This is a genomic window from Pseudomonas sp. GW822-FHT05A08, assembly GCF_058800485.1.
In genome coordinates this window covers 758332-775941 of sequence record NZ_CM179511.1, presented here as the reverse complement: position 1 = coordinate 775941, position 17610 = coordinate 758332, and the positions used below count along the sequence as shown (strand labels likewise).

13 protein-coding genes are annotated in these 17610 nt (G+C 62.9%); 3 read left to right on the top strand and 10 right to left on the bottom strand.

The window, feature by feature from the left end; all coding sequences use genetic code 11:
* Window position 1: 1 nt before the first annotated feature.
* Window positions 2-448 (top strand): hypothetical protein, encoded by a 447-nt coding sequence (locus tag AC3RCP_RS03520; RefSeq protein WP_009041832.1) that lies wholly within the window; start codon window positions 2-4, stop codon window positions 446-448.
* Between the two features lie 41 nt (window positions 449-489).
* Entirely contained in the window at window positions 490-936 is a 447-nt protein-coding gene (locus AC3RCP_RS03515; RefSeq protein ID WP_007925830.1) for a hypothetical protein, read from the top strand.
* A 227-nt stretch (window positions 937-1163) separates the two neighbouring features.
* Here AC3RCP_RS03515 and AC3RCP_RS03510 read toward each other — a convergent pair whose 3' ends face one another.
* Window positions 1164-1547, bottom strand: a complete 384-nt coding sequence (locus tag AC3RCP_RS03510; protein ID WP_492571391.1) for a type II toxin-antitoxin system PemK/MazF family toxin — start codon at window positions 1545-1547, stop codon at window positions 1164-1166.
* A gap of 114 nt (window positions 1548-1661) precedes the next feature.
* Window positions 1662-2555 carry a LysR family transcriptional regulator gene (locus tag AC3RCP_RS03505; protein ID WP_007925832.1) on the bottom strand — a complete coding sequence of 298 codons (894 nt, stop codon included), beginning with the start codon at window positions 2553-2555 and terminating at the stop codon, window positions 1662-1664.
* A 178-nt stretch (window positions 2556-2733) separates the two neighbouring features.
* On the opposite strand from AC3RCP_RS03505, the gene AC3RCP_RS03500 reads away from it, so the two are divergent.
* Entirely contained in the window at window positions 2734-3945 is a 1212-nt protein-coding gene (locus AC3RCP_RS03500; protein ID WP_492571467.1) for an MFS transporter, read from the top strand.
* Window positions 3946-4036: 91 nt separating this feature from the next.
* Here the strand turns inward: AC3RCP_RS03500 and AC3RCP_RS03495 are convergent, their stop codons facing one another.
* The 8 genes from AC3RCP_RS03495 to AC3RCP_RS03460 form a co-directional block, all read right to left on the bottom strand.
* Window positions 4037-4384: a YgiW/YdeI family stress tolerance OB fold protein gene (locus tag AC3RCP_RS03495; RefSeq protein WP_007925834.1), complete on the bottom strand. Its 348-nt coding sequence runs from the start codon at window positions 4382-4384 to the stop codon at window positions 4037-4039.
* 131 nt (window positions 4385-4515) lie between these two features.
* A complete protein-coding gene (hemE, locus tag AC3RCP_RS03490; protein WP_007925835.1) occupies window positions 4516-5583 on the bottom strand; it encodes a uroporphyrinogen decarboxylase in 1068 nt (355 codons plus the stop codon).
* Window positions 5584-5816: 233 nt separating this feature from the next.
* Window positions 5817-7235 (bottom strand): FAD-dependent oxidoreductase, encoded by a 1419-nt coding sequence (locus AC3RCP_RS03485; RefSeq protein WP_007925837.1) that lies wholly within the window; start codon window positions 7233-7235, stop codon window positions 5817-5819.
* Window positions 7236-7359: 124 nt separating this feature from the next.
* Complete coding sequence (gltB, locus tag AC3RCP_RS03480; RefSeq protein WP_081362896.1) at window positions 7360-11805, bottom strand: glutamate synthase large subunit; 4446 nt, start codon at window positions 11803-11805, stop codon at window positions 7360-7362.
* Between the two features lie 350 nt (window positions 11806-12155).
* The gene (locus AC3RCP_RS03475; RefSeq protein ID WP_053259362.1) at window positions 12156-13742 is read right to left on the bottom strand and encodes an SPOR domain-containing protein; all 1587 of its coding nucleotides are present in this window, start codon (window positions 13740-13742) and stop codon (window positions 12156-12158) included.
* A 10-nt stretch (window positions 13743-13752) separates the two neighbouring features.
* Window positions 13753-14853 carry a 3-dehydroquinate synthase gene (gene aroB, locus AC3RCP_RS03470; RefSeq protein ID WP_007925843.1) on the bottom strand — a complete coding sequence of 367 codons (1101 nt, stop codon included), beginning with the start codon at window positions 14851-14853 and terminating at the stop codon, window positions 13753-13755.
* Window positions 14854-15001: 148 nt separating this feature from the next.
* Entirely contained in the window at window positions 15002-15520 is a 519-nt protein-coding gene (gene aroK, locus AC3RCP_RS03465) for a shikimate kinase AroK (protein ID WP_009041824.1), read from the bottom strand.
* A gap of 4 nt (window positions 15521-15524) precedes the next feature.
* Window positions 15525-17597, bottom strand: a complete 2073-nt coding sequence (locus AC3RCP_RS03460; RefSeq protein ID WP_492571390.1) for a type IV pilus secretin PilQ — start codon at window positions 17595-17597, stop codon at window positions 15525-15527.
* Window positions 17598-17610 lie beyond the last annotated feature (13 nt).

The window sequence follows — 17610 nt, the reverse complement described above, 5'->3', positions numbered from 1 at the left end:
AATGTCCTCCCTGCTTCGCGCCTGCCTGATCGTGCTGGCCCTGCTGACCTGTGTCTCGTGTACCAGCAAGCGCATGTACACCCCGGACCGGGTCCTGCCCGCCACCCTCAAGGCCGACCACGAGGAAATGAAACAGGCGATCCTGAAAAACCTGGTCGCCCGCAAGTGGACCGTGCAGCGCATCAGCCCGGAGCTGATCCAGGCCGAGATCACCGTGCGCGAGCAGTACCACGTGGAAATCGACATCCAGTACACACCGACCCACTACAAGATCCTCTACCGCGACAGCCGTGGCATGAACTACGCGGACGGCAAGATCCACAAGAACTACATCCGCTGGGTGCGCCTGCTGGACAAGGGCATCCTGCGCGAGCTGAAGGACAACCAGAACGAGCGGACCGCGCAACAGCTGTCCAGCTCGGCCCAGGCGATTGCCGCGCCTAATTGAGCGCCAGCCGCCGCCCCCCTTTCTATGTCAAGGAGACCACCATGCAACTGAAGACCCTGGCCGCTGCCGCCACCCTGCTGCTCTGCACCCTGCCCGGCGTCAGCCAGGCCCGTGATACCGCGCTGTACCTGCCGTTCGACAAGGTCGTCGCCGAAGCCATCAGCACCGGCAAGATCGACGGCAGCGTGAAGTTCTACCTGGCCGGCAACAAGCCAGCCGGCAAGGTCACGGTGGTCAGCGCCGGCGCGGTCACCAACAAGAAGACCAACGCCTTCAACAAGAGCGACGAAGTGGCCTGCGAATGGGTCCTGCAATCGGCGCTGATCACCCTGCACCAGGCAGCCAAGAAAGTCGGCGCCAATGCCGTGACCGACATCGCCAGCTTCTACAAGAGCAACGAGCGCAAGGATGCGAAAACCTACGAATGCCACGCGGGCGCCCTGATGGCAGGCGTCGCGCTGCGCGGCGACCTGGCGAAGGTGGAGTAAGGCGCCAACAGGTTTCCATCCCCCCGGAAACGACAAAGGGCGCCTTTCGGCGCCCTTTCACAAACAGGCTGGCTTGTCATCGCGCTCTGCCTGTCTGGCTCTGCGATGGCTGGTTGCCCAGGATCCTCAGAGTCTCACAAGTCCCTTTCGGGTACGTGCGCAGTGTCGCTCGAAGCCTGCCGCCCGGCAACCGTGGCCATTGGCCTTATTCCTGGGAAAGGTTGACCTTAGATCCCCAAAGCCTTGCGCACAGCGGCTTTGATGGCGGCGAACTCTTCGTCTGTAAGTTGCAAGACTTCGTAAATTCGCCGGCCATGGCGGTCTTTGCGCCTGATCCGATCGAGTCGCGACAAGCCGACCGTGGCAAGCATGTCGCATTTCGCCCAGCAGACGCACGGTCGCCCCTGCATGCGGTTGGCAAGTTGCAGATGGTGCCCCAACACCACGTCAGGCGCGGTGGTGCTCAAGGGAACGACCGTCACCAGATGCCGGTTGCTCCTGTGCCTGCGTATGACCACAACAAGCCTGACCTTGACCATCTCGGGGACTTCATAACCTCTGAAGTCACAAATCAGGACACTGCCCTCCCTGGGCTGATAGTGAAGTGACATCCGTGACACTCGCGCAAAGAACCCAAGTCTGCGCAATGGGCCGGCGGATGAGCAAACCCGATCCGTTACCCGAGATGTCCACCTTCGGAACCCCGCGGAATACTACCCAGCAGGTTACAACTCGGCCTTGCGGGTCAGCAGTTCGACAAAGGCCTTGGCCATTGGCGAGCGCTGGTCGGTGCGCTGCGCCAGCCACACCGCCGAGACCGCCTCGGGGTCGAGCAGCGGTCGGTAGACCACGCCGTCGATGCGCATGCGCTGGTAGGACGCCGGCAACACCGAGACACCCAGCCCCGCCGCCACCAGGCCGATGATGGTCATGGCCTCGCCCGCTTCCTGGGCAAAGTGCGGGGTGAAGCCGACATCCCGGGCCAGGGTCAGCAACTGCGCATACAGGCCGCTGCCGTAGCTGCGCGGGAAGAACACGAAAGGCTCGTGGGCCAGGGCCGACAGCGCCAGGCCGGCTTCGCTGCCGGCCACCAGCGGGTGCTTGGAGCCCAGCACCGCCACCAGCGGTTCGCGCAGCAACTCCACCACGCTCAGGGAATCCGGCAACGGCAACGGCCGCATGATCCCGACCTGGATCGACTCGTCCAGCAGCGCCTCGGCCACCTGGGTGCTGCTCATCTCCCGCAGCTTCAGGTGCACGTCGGGAAAACGCTGGCGAAAGGCGAAGATCGCCTGGGGGATGCTGGAGTTGAAAGGTGCCGACGAGGTGAAACCGATCTTCAGTTCGCCCAGCTCCCCACGTTGCGCCCGGCGGGCCACATCCGCGGCCTTGTCGACCTGGGCCAGCACCTGTCGTGCCTCATCGAGGAACAGCCTGCCGGCCTCGCTGAGCTCGACCCGACGATTGGTACGCTCGAACAAACGCGCGCCGACCTCCTGCTCCAGCACCTGGATCTGCTGGCTCAAGGGCGGCTGGGAGATGCCCAGGACCTGTGCGGCGCGGCCGAAATGCAGCTCTTCGGCCACCGCGATGAAGTAACGCAGGTGACGCAATTCCATGATCGCCTCATTAGGTCGTAAAACATATCAATCAGGTCGAACAATATATTGGAAAGAAACATTAGCCAGCTATATGCTTTTTTCCATTGCCTGACCGGCCGCGCTCCCCCCGAGGTCCCCCGTGAAAACCGCTGTCGCTCCACTCGCCCACGAACTCCCTCCCACCGCCCTCGATGAGGTGGTCGCGCAACTGAACGAGGTCTACATCGAAAAAGGCACGCCGATGTTCATGCGCACGGTGCTGGCGCTGTTCTGCGGCGGATTCGCCACCTTCGCCCTGCTCTACTGCGTACAACCGATGATGCCGCTGCTGTCCCGGGATTTTTCCATCAACGCCGCGCAAAGCAGCCTGATCCTCTCGGTCGCCACCGGCCTGCTGGCCATCGGTCTGCTGGTCACCGGGCCGATTTCCGACCGCATCGGCCGCAAACCGGTGATGGTGGCCGCCCTGTTCGCCGCCGCGCTGTGCACCCTCGCCAGCGCCCTGATGCCGAGCTGGCACGGGGTGCTGCTGATGCGCGCGCTGGTAGGGCTGTCCCTGAGCGGCCTGGCGGCGGTGGCGATGACTTACCTGAGCGAAGAGATCCACCCACAGCACATCGGCCTGGCCATGGGCCTGTACATCGGTGGCAACGCCATTGGCGGCATGAGCGGTCGCCTGATCACCGGGGTGCTGATCGACTTCGTCAGCTGGCACACGGCAATGCTGGTGATCGGTGGCCTGGCGCTGATCGCGGCGGCGGTGTTCTGGAGAATCCTCCCCGAATCGCGCAACTTCCGCGCCCGCTCGCTGCACCCGCGCAGCCTGCTGGACGGCTTCGTCATGCACTTTCGCGACGCCGGCCTGCCGCTGCTGTTCCTCGAAGCCTTCGTGCTGATGGGCGCGTTCGTCACGCTGTTCAACTACATCGGCTATCGCCTGCTGGCCGCGCCGTATCACATGGATCAGGCCTTCGTCGGCCTGCTGTCGGTGGTGTACCTGTCGGGGATCTACAGCTCGGCGAAAATCGGTGCCCTGGCCGACCGCCTGGGACGGCGCAAAATGCTCTGGGCCACCATCTCGCTGATGCTCGCCGGCCTCGCGCTGACCATGCTCAGCGCGTTGCCGGTGGTGATCATCGGCATGCTGATCTTCACGTTCGGCTTCTTCGGCGCCCACTCGGTCGCCAGCAGCTGGATCGGCCGGCGCGCCCTCAAGGCCAAGGGCCAGGCCTCATCGCTGTACCTGTTCAGCTATTACGCCGGATCGAGCATCGCCGGGACGGCGGGCGGGGTGTTCTGGCACATGGCCGGGTGGAACGGCATCGGCCTGTTTATCAGCGCCCTGCTGTTGGTGGCGCTGCTGGTGGCGTTGAAGCTGGCCAAACTGCCGCCACTGGCCACTCGGTAGTTGCTAAACGAACATGCCGGAGACCACCCCCCGCGATCCATACGCAGGGGCCGGTCGCCGGCATGGCGATAGCTGAAGACTGTCGATCGGCTTACTTGACGATCTCCACCAGGTCGACGTCGATCTCACGCTTCATCAACCCCTTCTCGACCTCACCGGTCAGCCTGACCTGGGTCTTCTCGTTGAACGCCACTGGCGGCAGGTCTTCGTCGTCGATCTCGACGGTGATGGTGCCGCTGGCATCCTTGAATTCGTACTTGTCGTCATTGTTCAGCTTCTTGACCACATGGCCCTGCAACACCACCGGCGTATCGTCCGCGGCATCGTTGGCCGCCGCGACGCTGGTGACGGCCTGGGCGCCAGGACCGGTGTAGCCGACAGCCAGGGCGGCGGTGCTGAACAGCGGAGCGAGCAACAGAACGAGGTAACGGGTTTTCATGGCAGTGATCCAATGTGGGTTTCGATAGCGCCAGATTAACCAGTCAGGCTGAATTGAAACTTAATCCGCCAGGCCGTTTCCCGGGCACAAAAAAGGCCCGGCGAATGCCGGGCCTGGTTATCGGGTCGCGATCACTGGTGATACTGCGCCGACAATTCGTGCACCGCGCGCAGGAAAGCGCCGGCGTGCTCCGGGTCGACTTCCGGGGTGATGCCGTGGCCAAGGTTGAACACATGGCCGCTGCCCTTGCCGTAGCTGGCAAGGATGCGCCCGACTTCGGCACGGATCGCTTCCGGCTTGGCGTAGAGCACCGTCGGGTCCATGTTGCCTTGCAAGGCGACTTTGTTGCCGACCCGCCGGCGCGCTTCGCCGAGGTCGCAGGTCCAGTCCAGGCCCAGGGCGTCGGCACCGGCGTCGGCAATGCTTTCCAGCCACAGGCCGCCGTTCTTGGTGAACAGGATCACCGGCACCTTGCGCCCTTCATGCTCGCGGATCAGGCCGCTGACGATCTTGCGCATGTAGGCCAGGGAGAACTCCTGGTAGGCCGCCGCCGACAGGTTGCCGCCCCAGGTGTCGAAGATCTGCACCGCTTGCGCGCCGGCCTTGATCTGGCCGTTGAGGTAGCTGACGACCGACTGCGCCAGCTTGTCCAGCAGCAGGTGCATGGCTTGCGGGTTGTCGTAGAGCATCGCCTTGGTCTTGCGGAAGTCCTTCGACGAGCCGCCTTCGACCATGTAGGTGGCCAGGGTCCAGGGGCTGCCGGAGAAGCCGATCAGCGGCACGCGGCCGTTAAGCTCGCGGCGGATGGTGCTGACCGCGTCCATCACGTAACCCAGGTCCTTGTGCGGATCCGGGATCGGCAGGGCCTCGATATCGGCCAGGGTACTGACGACCTTCTTGAAACGTGGGCCTTCGCCGGTTTCGAAGTACAGGCCCTGCCCCATGGCGTCGGGGATGGTCAGGATGTCGGAGAAGAGGATGGCCGCATCCAGTTGTGGATAACGGTCCAGCGGTTGCAGCGTGACTTCGCAGGCGAACTCCGGGTTCATGCACAGGCTCATGAAGTCACCGGCGTTGGCACGGCTGGCGCGGTATTCAGGCAGGTAGCGCCCAGCCTGACGCATCATCCACACCGGGGTGACGTCTACGGGTTGCTTGAGCAGGGCACGAAGGAAACGGTCGTTCTTCAGGGCAGTCATGTCGGCATCCGGAAAAAAAGTGCGGGCATTTTCTCAGAGCGCGACGCAAAAGGCACGGCGAGAGCCGTGCCTTTTATCTATCGGGTCAATTTGTCGCGCCACAAGTGCCGCTTCTGTAGCCGCTGCCGCAGGCTGCGATAAGGCCGCAGGCCTTCAGCGATCTCACGATCCTGCGCCCGCGTTGCGGTCGTTCGCAGCCTTCGGCAGCGGCTACAGGGATGGCCTTTGCTGTATCAGACGCCCAGGTAGTCGAGGATCCCTTCGGCGGCGTTGCGGCCTTCGAAGATCGCCGTCACCACCAGGTCGGAACCGCGCACCATGTCGCCACCGGCGAAGATCTTCGGGTTGCTGGTCTGGTGCTTGTACTGGCCCTGCTCCGGCGCCACGACGCGGCCCTGGCTGTCGGTCTGGATGCTGAACTGCTCGAACCACGGCGCCGGGCTCGGGCGGAAACCGAAGGCGATGACCACGGCGTCGGCCGGGATGACCTCTTCGGAACCCGGGATCGGCTCGGGGCTGCGACGGCCACGGGCGTCCGGCTCGCCGAGACGGGTCTCGACCACCTTCACGCCTTCGACCTTGTCTTCGCCGACGATGGCGATCGGCTGGCGGTTGTAGAGGAACTTCACGCCTTCTTCCTTGGCATTCTTCACCTCTTTGCGCGAGCCCGGCATGTTCGCTTCGTCACGACGATAGGCACAGGTTACCGCCTTGGCGCCCTGGCGGATCGACGTGCGGTTGCAGTCCATCGCCGTGTCGCCGCCACCGAGGACCACGACCTTCTTGCCCTTCATGTCGACGAAGTCTTCCGGCGACTTTTCAAAGCCCAGGTTGCGGTTGACGTTGGCGATCAGGAAGTCCAGCGCGTCGTGCACGCCCGGCAGGTCCTCGCCGGCAAAGCCGCCCTTCATGTAGGTGTAGGTGCCCATGCCCATGAATACCGCATCGTATTCTTCGAGCAGTTGCTCCATGGTCACGTCCTTGCCCACCTCGGTGTTGAGGCGGAACTCGATGCCCATGCCGCTGAAGACTTCGCGACGATTGCTCAGCACGGTCTTTTCCAGCTTGAACTCGGGGATGCCGAAGGTCAGCAGGCCACCGATTTCCGGGTTCTTGTCGAACACCACCGGGGTCACGCCACCGCGCACCAGCACGTCGGCGCAGCCCAGGCCCGCCGGGCCCGCGCCGATCACCGCGACCCGCTTGCCGGTCGGCTTGACCTTGGACATGTCCGGGCGCCAGCCCATGGCGAAGGCGGTGTCGGTGATGTACTTCTCCACCGAACCGATGGTCACCGCGCCGAAGCCGTCGTTGAGGGTGCAAGCACCCTCGCACAGGCGATCCTGCGGGCACACCCGGCCGCAGACTTCCGGCAGGGTGTTGGTCTGGTGCGACAGCTCGGCGGCGGCGAGGATGTTGCCCTCGGCCACCAGCTTGAGCCAGTTGGGAATGAAGTTGTGCACCGGGCACTTCCATTCGCAGTACGGGTTACCGCAACCCAGGCAGCGATGGGCCTGGTCGGCCGACTGCTGGGGTTTGAAGGGCTCGTAGATCTCCACGAACTCTTTCTTGCGTTGACGCAACAGTTTCTTCTTCGGATCCTTGCGCCCGACCTCGATGAACTGGAAGTCATTATTCAGACGTTCAGCCATTACTAAAACCTCTTAACAGCAGCTCAAAGCTACAAGCTTCAAGCTGCAAGACAATCACGTGTGCAGGCATATCGCGCACTGCTGTTAACTTGCGGCTTGAAGCTTGCCGCTTGCAGCTGCGTCGTTATTGCGGATTCGCACGAGTACTGGAGAGCAGAGATTTCAAGCTCGCCGCCTTAGGTTTGACCAACCAGAAACGACGCAAGTAGTCATCGAGGTTCTCGGCCAGGTTACGGCCCCACTCGCTACCGGTTTCCTCGACGTATTCGTCCAGCACGCGCTGCAGGTGGCTGCGATAGGCTTCCATCGCTTCGCCGCTGATCCGCTGGATTTCCACCAGCTCGTGGTTGACCCGGTCAACGAAGGTGTTGTCCTGGTCGAGCACGTAGGCGAAACCGCCGGTCATGCCTGAGCCGAAGTTGTAACCGGTCTTGCCCAGCACGCAGACAAAACCACCGGTCATGTATTCGCAGCAGTGATCGCCAGTGCCTTCCACCACGGTGTGGGCACCGGAGTTGCGCACGGCGAAACGCTCGCCCGCGGTGCCGGCGGCGAACAGCTTGCCGCCGGTAGCGCCGTACAGGCAGGTGTTGCCGATAATCGCGCTGTCCTGAGTCTTGTAGGCGCTGCCTTTGGGCGGAACGATCACCAGCTTGCCGCCGGTCATGCCCTTGCCGACGTAGTCGTTGGCGTCGCCTTCGAGGTAGAGGTTCAGGCCGCCGGCGTTCCACACCCCGAAGCTCTGACCGGCAGTGCCCTTGAAGCGGAAGGTGATCGGCGCCTTGGCCATGCCCTGGTTGCCGTGGACCTTGGCGATTTCACCGGAAATCCGCGCACCGATGGAACGGTCGCAGTTGCAGATGTCGAGCGCGAACTCGGCACCGCTGAGATCGGCGATCGCAGGCTTGGCCATGGCGACCATTTTCTCGGCCAGCAGGCCCTGGTCGAACGGCGGGTTGCGATCGACCTGGCAGAACTGCGGCTTGTCCGCCGGGATATGGTCACTGCCCAGCAACGGGGTCAGGTCCAGGTGATGCTGCTTGGCGGTCTGGCCTTCGAGGATTTCCAGCAGATCGGTGCGACCGATCAGCTCTTCCAGCGAACGCACGCCCAGCTTGGCCAGCCACTCACGGGTTTCCTCGGCGACGTAGGTGAAGAAGTTCACCACCATCTCGACGGTACCGATGTAGTGGTCCTTGCGCAGCTTCTCATTCTGAGTCGCCACGCCGGTGGCACAGTTGTTCAGGTGGCAGATACGCAGGTACTTGCAACCCAGGGCGATCATCGGCGCGGTGCCGAAGCCGAAGCTTTCGGCTCCGAGGATCGCCGCCTTGATCACGTCGAGGCCGGTTTTCAGGCCACCGTCGGTTTGCACCCGGACCTTGCCGCGCAGGTCGTTGCCGCGCAGGGTCTGGTGGGTTTCCGCCAGGCCCAGTTCCCACGGCGCACCGGCGTACTTGATCGAGGTCAGCGGCGAGGCGCCGGTGCCACCGTCGTAGCCGGAGATGGTGATCAGGTCGGCATAGGCCTTGGCCACGCCAGCGGCGATGGTGCCGACGCCGGCTTCCGCCACCAGCTTCACCGAGACCAGCGCCTGCGGGTTGACCTGCTTCAAGTCGAAGATCAACTGCGACAAGTCTTCGATGGAATAGATGTCGTGGTGCGGCGGTGGCGAAATCAGGGTCACGCCCGGTACCGCGTAACGCAGCTTGGCGATCAGGCCGTTGACCTTGCCGCCCGGCAGCTGGCCGCCTTCGCCGGGCTTGGCGCCCTGGGCCACCTTGATCTGCAGCACTTCGGCGTTGACCAGGTATTCCGGGGTCACGCCGAAACGGCCGGTGGCCACCTGCTTGATCTTCGAGCTCTTGATGGTGCCGTAGCGCGCCGGGTCTTCGCCGCCTTCACCGGAGTTGGAACGCGCACCCAGGCGGTTCATGGCTTCGGCCAGGGCTTCGTGGGCCTCCGGCGACAGCGCGCCCAGGGAGATACCGGCGGAGTCGAAACGCTTGAGGATCGATTCCAGCGGCTCGACTTCGCTGATGTCCATCGGCGTGTCCAGGGTCTTCACCTTGAACAGGTCGCGGATCATCGATACCGGGCGGTTGTCCACCAGCGCGGTGTATTCCTTGAACTTGGCGTAGTCGCCCTGCTGCACGGCGGCTTGCAGGGTGTTGACCACGTCCGGGTTGTAGGCGTGGTATTCGCCACCGTGGACGAACTTCAGCAGGCCGCCTTGCTGGATCGGCTTGCGCGGGCTCCAGGCTTCGGCAGCCAGGGCTTTCTGCTCGGCTTCGATGTCGACGAAACGCGCGCCCTTGATGCGGCTCGGCACGCCACGGAAGCTCAGCTCGCAGACTTCCTCGGACAGGCCGATGGCCTCGAACAACTGCGCACCACGGTAGGACGCGATGGTCGAGATACCCATCTTCGACAGGATCTTCAGCAGGCCCTTGGTGATGCCCTTGCGGTAGTTCTTGAACACCTCGTAGAGGTCGCCCAACACTTCACCGGTACGGATCAGGTCGCCCAGCACTTCATAGGCCAGGAACGGATAGACCGCCGAGGCGCCGAAACCGATCAGCACCGCGAAATGGTGCGGATCGCGCGCGGTGGCGGTTTCCACCAGGATGTTGGAGTCGCAGCGCAGGCCCTTCTCGGTCAGGCGGTGGTGCACCGCGCCGGTGGCCAGGGACGCGTGGATCGGCAACTTGCCCGGGGCGATATGGCGGTCGCTGAGGACGATCTGGGTACGACCGGCGCGCACGGCTTCTTCGGCCTGGTCGGCGACGTTGCGGATCGCCGCTTCCAGGCCGAGGCTTTCCTCGTAGTTCAGGTCGATGACCTGACGCTCGAAGCCCGGACGGTCGAGGTTCATCAGCGAGCGCCACTTGGCGGGCGAGATCACCGGCGAGCTGAGGATCACGCGGGAAGCGTGCTCAGGCGATTCCTGGAAGATGTTGCGCTCGGCACCGAGGCAGATCTCCAGGGACATGACGATGGCTTCGCGCAGTGGGTCGATCGGCGGGTTGGTGACCTGGGCGAACTGCTGGCGGAAGTAGTCGTACGGCGTGCGCACACGCTGGGACAGCACAGCCATCGGCGTATCGTCGCCCATGGAGCCGACCGCCTCGTAGCCTTGCTCGCCCAAGGGACGCAGCACCTGATCACGCTCCTCGAAGGTGACCTGGTACATCTTCATGTACTGCTTGAGTTGGTCGACGTCGTAGAACGCCGAACCGTGGTCGTTGTCTTCCATGGTCGCCTGGATGCGCAGGGCGTTCTTGCGCAGCCATTGCTTGTACGGATGACGGGACTTCAGGCGGTTGTCGATGGCGTCGGTGTCGAGGATCTGCCCGGTTTCGGTGTCCACGGCGAAGATCTGGCCCGGGCCGACACGGCCCTTGGCGATCACGTCTTCGGGCTGGTAGTTCCAGACGCCGATTTCCGATGCCAGGGTGATGAAACCGTTCTTGGTGGTGACCCAGCGCGCCGGGCGCAGGCCGTTACGGTCGAGCAGGCAGACGGCGTAGCGGCCGTCGGTCATGACCACACCCGCGGGGCCGTCCCACGGTTCCATGTGCATGGAGTTGTATTCGTAGAACGCACGCAGGTCGGCGTCCATGGTCTCGACGTTCTGCCACGCTGGCGGGATGATCATCCGCACGCCACGGAACAGGTCGATGCCGCCGGTGACCATCAGCTCGAGCATGTTGTCCATGCTCGAGGAGTCGGAACCCACGCGGTTGACCAGCGGGCCGAGTTCTTCCAGATCCATCAGGTCGTTGGTGAACTTGGTGCGCCGGGCCTGGGCCCAGTTGCGGTTGCCGGTGATGGTGTTGATCTCGCCGTTGTGGGCGAGGAAGCGGAACGGCTGCGCCAGCGGCCATTTCGGCAGGGTGTTGGTGGAGAAGCGCTGGTGGAACACGCAGATCGCGGTTTGCAGGCGCGGGTCACCCAGGTCCGGATAGAAGGCGGCGAGGTCCGCCGGCATCATCAGGCCTTTATAGATGATGGTCTTGTGGGAAAAGCTGCAGATGTAGTGGTCGGTATCGGCGGCGTTGGCTACCGACGAACGACGACGGGCACTGAACAGCTTGACTGCCATGTCCTGGTCGCTCAGGCCTTCGCCGCCGATGTAGACCTGTTCGATCTGCGGCAGGCGCTCCAGGGCCAGGCGGCCGAGAACGCTGGTATCGATCGGCACTTTGCGCCAGCCGATCAGTTGCAGGCCTTCGGCCAGGATCTCGCGGTTCATGTTCTCGCGAGCGGCTTCGGCCTTGGCCGGATCCTGGTTGAAGAAGACCATGCCCACGGCATATTGCTTGGGCAATTCGACACTGAAGGTTTCCTGGGCAATGGCTCGCAGGAACGCGTCAGGCTTCTGAATCAGCAGACCGCAACCGTCGCCGGTCTTGCCGTCCGCGTTGATCCCACCGCGGTGGGTCATGCAGGTCAGGGCCTCGATGGCCGTTTGCAAAAGGGTATGACTGGGTTCGCCCTGCATATGGGCTATCAGACCGAAACCGCAGTTATCCTTGAATTCATCTGGTTGGTACAGACCTGCTTTCATAGACACTTTCTCACCAGGCTGCCTCTTGTCGAGACAAATTTCTTTTCAATTCAACCAGTTACCATCCACGCCGAACGTACGCCGGCTTTGCGGGGGCAAAAGGGAGGTCATTGTACACACCGACACAGACGCTCACAAATTTGGCGACGAAATGTCGCAAATCTATGTCGCATTTATGAAAGGTTTAAAGCGATATGCTGTGCTAGTCAAAACTTTTTTAGTTCGGACCGCGACGACTCAAAAGCTACTGTGACGCAGACACCACAAGGCACGCGGCCTTGAAGGCAGCATGCGCATGCGGATTTTTTTGAGGTGCTGGGAGAGGCGGCCTGGGTAAGGCCGCCGAATCTTCAGCGAGTTGCTGCCAGTTCCTGTTGGACGCTGGCGACAGTGCGAGGCCAAGGTTTACCAGCCTGAACCTTCGCTGGCAAGGCCTTGATAGCGGTAACGGCTGCATCACGGCTGCTGAAGCTGCCGTAAGTGATCACATACAGCGGTTTGCCGTTGAGGACTTTCTTGAAATAACGGTACTGAGCGCCCTGCTCCTTGACGAAGCTCTGCGCCGCGGCTTCGGAACTGGTGCCCAGGATCTGCACGACGTAGTTGCCTGGCGCCTGACCGGCGTACCAGCTACCGCCGGTGGCGGCCTTGGCTACGGTGACAGGTTTCTCGGCTGGCTTGGCAGCCGGTGCAGCCGGCTTGCTGACCGGAGCAGGCGCAGGCTTGACCACTGGAGCCGGCTTGGCGGCAGCGACCTGAGTCGGTGCCGGGGTCGGACGGGCTTCAGGCGTCGGCGCTGGACCGGCCGGCACGCCGGCTGGCGGTGCAATGGTGGTCACGGTCGGCGGCGTGGCGCTGGAGCCTTCCACCGGTACGCCATCGTCACCCTCGGTGATCCCGCCGGCGGCTTCGGCCAGAGGACCGCGCATCACCGGTTGCGACTGACCGACCAATGGCAGCGGCATTGGCTGGGAAGAACCGGCGAACTCGACAGCCGGGCTGCCATTGCTGTTCGGTTGCGGTGTCTGGCCCAGCGGCAGCTGCGCCTGTTCGTTGGCTGGCGCACCGGTACTTGGTGCCTTGCTGCGACCCGGCATCAGCCAGGCAGCGGCAACGGCCACCACTACGACTGCGGATATCGCCAATACGTGTTTCTTCGGCATGTTGAACCCCATACTTGGACGCTTGACCGCTGAGCGGCTGGCAATCATGGCTTCGATCATTGCATCCCGGGCGACCTGGTTGATGTTGCCAGGCCAGCCATCGGAGCCTTCGTGAATATCACTGATCTGATCCGCGGAGAAAAGTTCGATACCCCGTCCTGCGCCTTCGAGACGCTGCGCCAGGTATTCGCGGGTTTCTTCTTCGGTGTAAGGCTGCAGTTCGATGACATGGAAGCGCTCTTCTTCCGCACTCAGCTGCTCCAGGCCGGCAATCAGCGACGACTCGCCGAACAGGAACACATGCGGGCGACCTTCCGGAGCACCGGCGGCAAGCGCCAGCAGCGCCTCGAGCGCCGACTCGTCGAGCTGCTCGGCGTCATCCACCAGCAGATAGACTTCCTGGCCGGTCAGGGCCAGTTGCACCACTTGCGCCAGGATCGGGCCGATTTCGGCCTGCTCGACGTTCAGCGCCTGGGCCACCTGCCGCAGCACGCCCGCCGCGTCGCCGGCACCGCGGGCGGAAACCACCACGCTCTGTACCGATTGCTTGTTGGTGCTGGCTACCAGCGCCTGACGCAGCAGCGTCTTGCCGCTGCCCTGCGGGCCGGTCACGACCAGCAGCAACTGGCTGTAGCGCGCCAGGTGATGCAGTTGCCCCAGCACCGGCTTGCGCTGGGCGGGGAAAAACTTGAAGCCAGGCACCCGTGGAGCGAAAGGGTCATGGCTCAATTGATAGTGGCCGAGGAAAGCCTCGTCGGCATGCAAACTAGTCATGGGGATCTTATTAACCTTTAAGCTGAGCCAGGGCGCGGTAATCCGCTCCCAGCGTGGCCTGTAAAACCTCTTTCGGATAATCGTCGGTCACTACGGCTTCGCCCATGCGGCGCAACAGCACCAGACGCAAACGACCATCGATCACTTTCTTGTCAATTGCCATGTGTTCGAGAAAATCCGCCTCGGTCATTTCCTCGGGCGGAATGACCGGCAAGCCTGCGCGCTGGAACAGGCGAATGCCGCGGTCACGCTCCTCGGCGCTAATCCAGCCAAGGCGTGCGGACATCTCCAGTGCCATTACGGTGCCAGCGGCAACCGCTTCACCATGCAGCCAGACACCATAGCCCATGTGGGTTTCGATGGCGTGGCCGAAGGTATGCCCCAGGTTCAGCGTGGCGCGCACACCGGACTCACGCTCGTCGGCGCCCACCACGGCCGCCTTGGCCGCGCAGGAGCGTTCGATAGCATAGGTCAGCGCCTGCTGGTCCAGGGCTCGCAAGCGGTCGACGTTGTCTTCGAGCCAGGTAAGGAAGGGCTCGTCGCAGATCAGACCGTATTTGATGACTTCCGCCAGGCCGGCCGACAGCTCGCGAGGCGGCAGGGTATTGAGCGAGGCGGTATCGATCAGCACCACGTTCGGCTGATAGAAGGCACCGACCATGTTCTTGCCCAGCGGATGGTTGATACCGGTCTTGCCGCCCACCGACGAATCGACCTGGGACAACAAGGTGGTAGGAATCTGGATGAAATCGACGCCACGCTGGTAGCAGGCGGCGGCAAAGCCGGCCATATCGCCGATCACCCCGCCGCCAAGGGCGATGATCGTGGTGCGGCGATCGTGGCGTGCGGTCAGCAGGCCATCGAAAATAAGCTGCAGGGTTTCCCAGTTCTTGAACGCTTCGCCGTCGGGAAGAACCACCGAGATCACCGAGAACTGGGCGAGGCTGCGTTTCAGACGCTCAAGGTACAGCGGCGCTACGGTTTCATTGGAAACGATCGCCACTTGTCGCCCGGCGATGTGCGGAGCCAGCAACTCGGGCCGGTCCAACAAACCTTCGCCAATATGAATCGGGTAGCTGCGCTCGCCTAGATCGACCTTAAGTGTCTGCATGTGTCCCCACAGTGAAGATGGAAGCTGGTGTCCTGCCTTGCATTAACGACTGGCATCGCCTGGCTTTCTGACGCCGCGCAATAGCCATGCGCCACAACCGCGAGCGATCATGGCAAGGCGCCGAGGATAGCGCATTTCACGCTGCGCATTAACGGGGAGGCAGTTGCTGCAGGCGGTCCAGTATGTCCAGCACCACCATGCGCGGTGGCCGTTCATCGGTTTCAACCACCAGGTCGGCGATTTCCCGATAAAGCGGATCGCGAATCGCCAACAGGTCCCGCAGGGTCTTCGCCGGATCGGCCGTGCGCAGCAGCGGTCGATTGCGATCCCGTGCAGTGCGACCGACCTGCTGCTCCACCGAAGCATGCAGATAGACCACACGCCCCCCGGCATGCAGCGCCAGACGGTTGGCTTCGCGCATCACCGCGCCGCCGCCGGTCGCCAGGACCACGCCATCGGCGGAGCACAGCTCGGCGATCATGGCCTGTTCCCGATCACGAAAGCCCGGCTCACCTTCTTTATCGAAGATCCACGGGATATTGGCACCCGTGCGCAACTCAATTTCCTTATCGGAATCTTTGAATGGCAGGCGCAGCTCTTTGGCCAGCAAGCGACCAATGGTGCTTTTTCCAGCCCCCATTGGCCCAACAAGAATCAAATTTCGCACAGAATCAACGACTCACAGCAATCGCCTGGTTGTTCATGATACGCGGAGTGAGAAATACCAGCAGCTCGGATTTTTTCTCCGACACCACGTCACGCCGGAAAAGGCGGCCAAGATACGGCACATCGCCGAGAAATGGCACCTTATCTACAACCTTGCTTTGCGTATTGGAGAAAACTCCACCGATGACGATGGTCTCTCCATCGTTGATCAGGACCTTGGCGTTGACCTCGTTCTTCTTGATCGGCGGCACGTCCTGGACTTTGTTCAGGTAGTCCGGCTCGTCCTTGGTGACCTTGACCTCCATGATGATGCGGTTATCCGGGGTGATCTGTGGCGTCACCTCCAGGGACAGCGAGGCCTCCTTGAACGACACCGAGGTCGCCCCGCTGGAGGCGGCTTCCTGATAGGGGATTTCCGTGCCCTTGAGGATCTTCGCCGTCTCCTTGTCGGACGTGACGACCTTGGGCTGGGAGACGATTTCCCCGTTACCGGTCTTTTCCATGGCTGTCAGCTCAAGGTCCAGCAACACATTGTCGGTGATGAAGGCGATACCCAGGCCGGAGGTATTGGCGGTAGTGCCCAGGTCGACGAACGGTGAGTTGCTGCTGGTGCTGCCCGGCGTGCCTATGGTGGAGGAACCGTTGGTGCCGTTGCTGACCCCCGAGGCATTCCAGTTGCCCTGGTTCTGGATCGAGCCGCCCCAGCGCACGCCCAGGCTTTTGTCGTAGTCGACGTTGGCCTCGACGATCCGCGCTTCGATCATCACCTGGCGCACCGGGATATCCAGCTGGCTGACGATCCGCCGCAGCTCGTCCAGGCGCTCCCGGGTCTGGTAGGCGATGATGTTGTTGGTCCGCTCATCGACAGTGATCGACCCGCGTTCGTCGGACTTGTCCTCGGCGCGGGTGACCGACTGGAACAGCTTGGCGATCTCCGCGGCCTTGGCGTAGTTGACCTGCAGCAGTTCGCGCCGCAATGGTTCCAGGTCGGCGATCTGCTTCTGCGACTCCAGCTCCTGGCGTTCGCGGGCAGCGATTTCATCGGCCGGCGCCACCAGCAACACGTTGCCCACCTTGCGCCTGTCCAGCCCCTTGGTCTTGAGCACCAGATCGAGGGCCTGGTCCCACGGCACATTCTGCAGGCGCAAGGTAATGCCGCCCTGCACCGTATCGCTGGCCACCAGGTTGAGGTTGGTGAAATCGGCGATCAGTTGCAGCACCGAGCGAACCTCGATGTCCTGGAAGTTCAGTGAGAGCTTTTCGCCGTTGTAGGCCGAGCGCTCGGCGTTGCGTTTCTGCAGGTCGCCCGAGGTCATCGGCCTGACGCTCACCGTGAGTTTGTTGTCCGTCTGGTAGGTCGAGTAATCGAAAGTGCCGCCGGGCTCGATAGTGACGATGGCCTTGCCGGACTCCGCCCGGGCGCTGACGAACTGCACGGGGGTGGCGAAATCCTTGACGTCCAGCCTGACCCGCAGGGGCTCGGGCAGGCGGGCCTTGGCGAAGGTGAGGACGAGCTTGCCGCCGCGCTCCTGTATATCCGGGCTCATTCCCGAGTCGGAGAGATCGATCAGCACATTACCTTCGCCTTGCTCGCCGCGCTGGAAATCCACGCTGCGAATCGACCGCCCCACGGAAGCCACGGCCTTGGCCCGCCCGGACGCGACAGCCGGCTGCCCCGGCGCACTCAGCGCCGCCGTCGCCCCTTGGCCGATCACCACAAACAGCTGATTGCCGGCGACCCGAGTGCTGTAGGGCGCCAGCGCGACCAGATTGACGACGACCCGGGTACGCTGCCCCGATTCGACCACCGTCACGCTGCGCGCATTGCCATTGCCCAGGTCACGGCTCTTGTCTGCCAGCTGGCTGACAACACCAGGCAGATCGAGGGCGATCCGCGCTGGCTGGTCGGTGGTATAGCCGCGCGGCTCGGGCACCGGCCCATCGAAGGTGAGTTTCAACTCCAGGCGATCCCCCGGCAGTGCCGCGACATCCAGGGCCTTGAGGCTGGCCGCCATGGCCATCGGTGAAAGCAGCGCCATCCATAGCGCAATACCGAAGGCTGAAAAGATCCTGTTCATGATGCGAGTTCCA

Excerpts from the sequence above, each read along its gene's own strand:
- AC3RCP_RS03520 (WP_009041832.1), top strand. The coding sequence starts at position 2 with ATGTCCTCCCTGCTTCGCGCCTGCCTGATCGTGCTGGCCCTGCTGACC.
- AC3RCP_RS03515 (WP_007925830.1), top strand. The coding sequence starts at position 490 with ATGCAACTGAAGACCCTGGCCGCTGCCGCCACCCTGCTGCTCTGCACC.
- AC3RCP_RS03510 (WP_492571391.1), bottom strand. The coding sequence starts at position 1,547 with ATGTCACTTCACTATCAGCCCAGGGAGGGCAGTGTCCTGATTTGTGAC.
- AC3RCP_RS03505 (WP_007925832.1), bottom strand. The coding sequence starts at position 2,555 with ATGGAATTGCGTCACCTGCGTTACTTCATCGCGGTGGCCGAAGAGCTG.
- AC3RCP_RS03495 (WP_007925834.1), bottom strand. The coding sequence starts at position 4,384 with ATGAAAACCCGTTACCTCGTTCTGTTGCTCGCTCCGCTGTTCAGCACC.
- hemE (WP_007925835.1), bottom strand. The coding sequence starts at position 5,583 with ATGACTGCCCTGAAGAACGACCGTTTCCTTCGTGCCCTGCTCAAGCAA.
- AC3RCP_RS03485 (WP_007925837.1), bottom strand. The coding sequence starts at position 7,235 with ATGGCTGAACGTCTGAATAATGACTTCCAGTTCATCGAGGTCGGGCGC.
- gltB (WP_081362896.1), bottom strand. The coding sequence starts at position 11,805 with ATGAAAGCAGGTCTGTACCAACCAGATGAATTCAAGGATAACTGCGGT.
- AC3RCP_RS03475 (WP_053259362.1), bottom strand. The coding sequence starts at position 13,742 with ATGACTAGTTTGCATGCCGACGAGGCTTTCCTCGGCCACTATCAATTG.
- aroB (WP_007925843.1), bottom strand. The coding sequence starts at position 14,853 with ATGCAGACACTTAAGGTCGATCTAGGCGAGCGCAGCTACCCGATTCAT.
- AC3RCP_RS03460 (WP_492571390.1), bottom strand. The coding sequence starts at position 17,597 with ATGAACAGGATCTTTTCAGCCTTCGGTATTGCGCTATGGATGGCGCTG.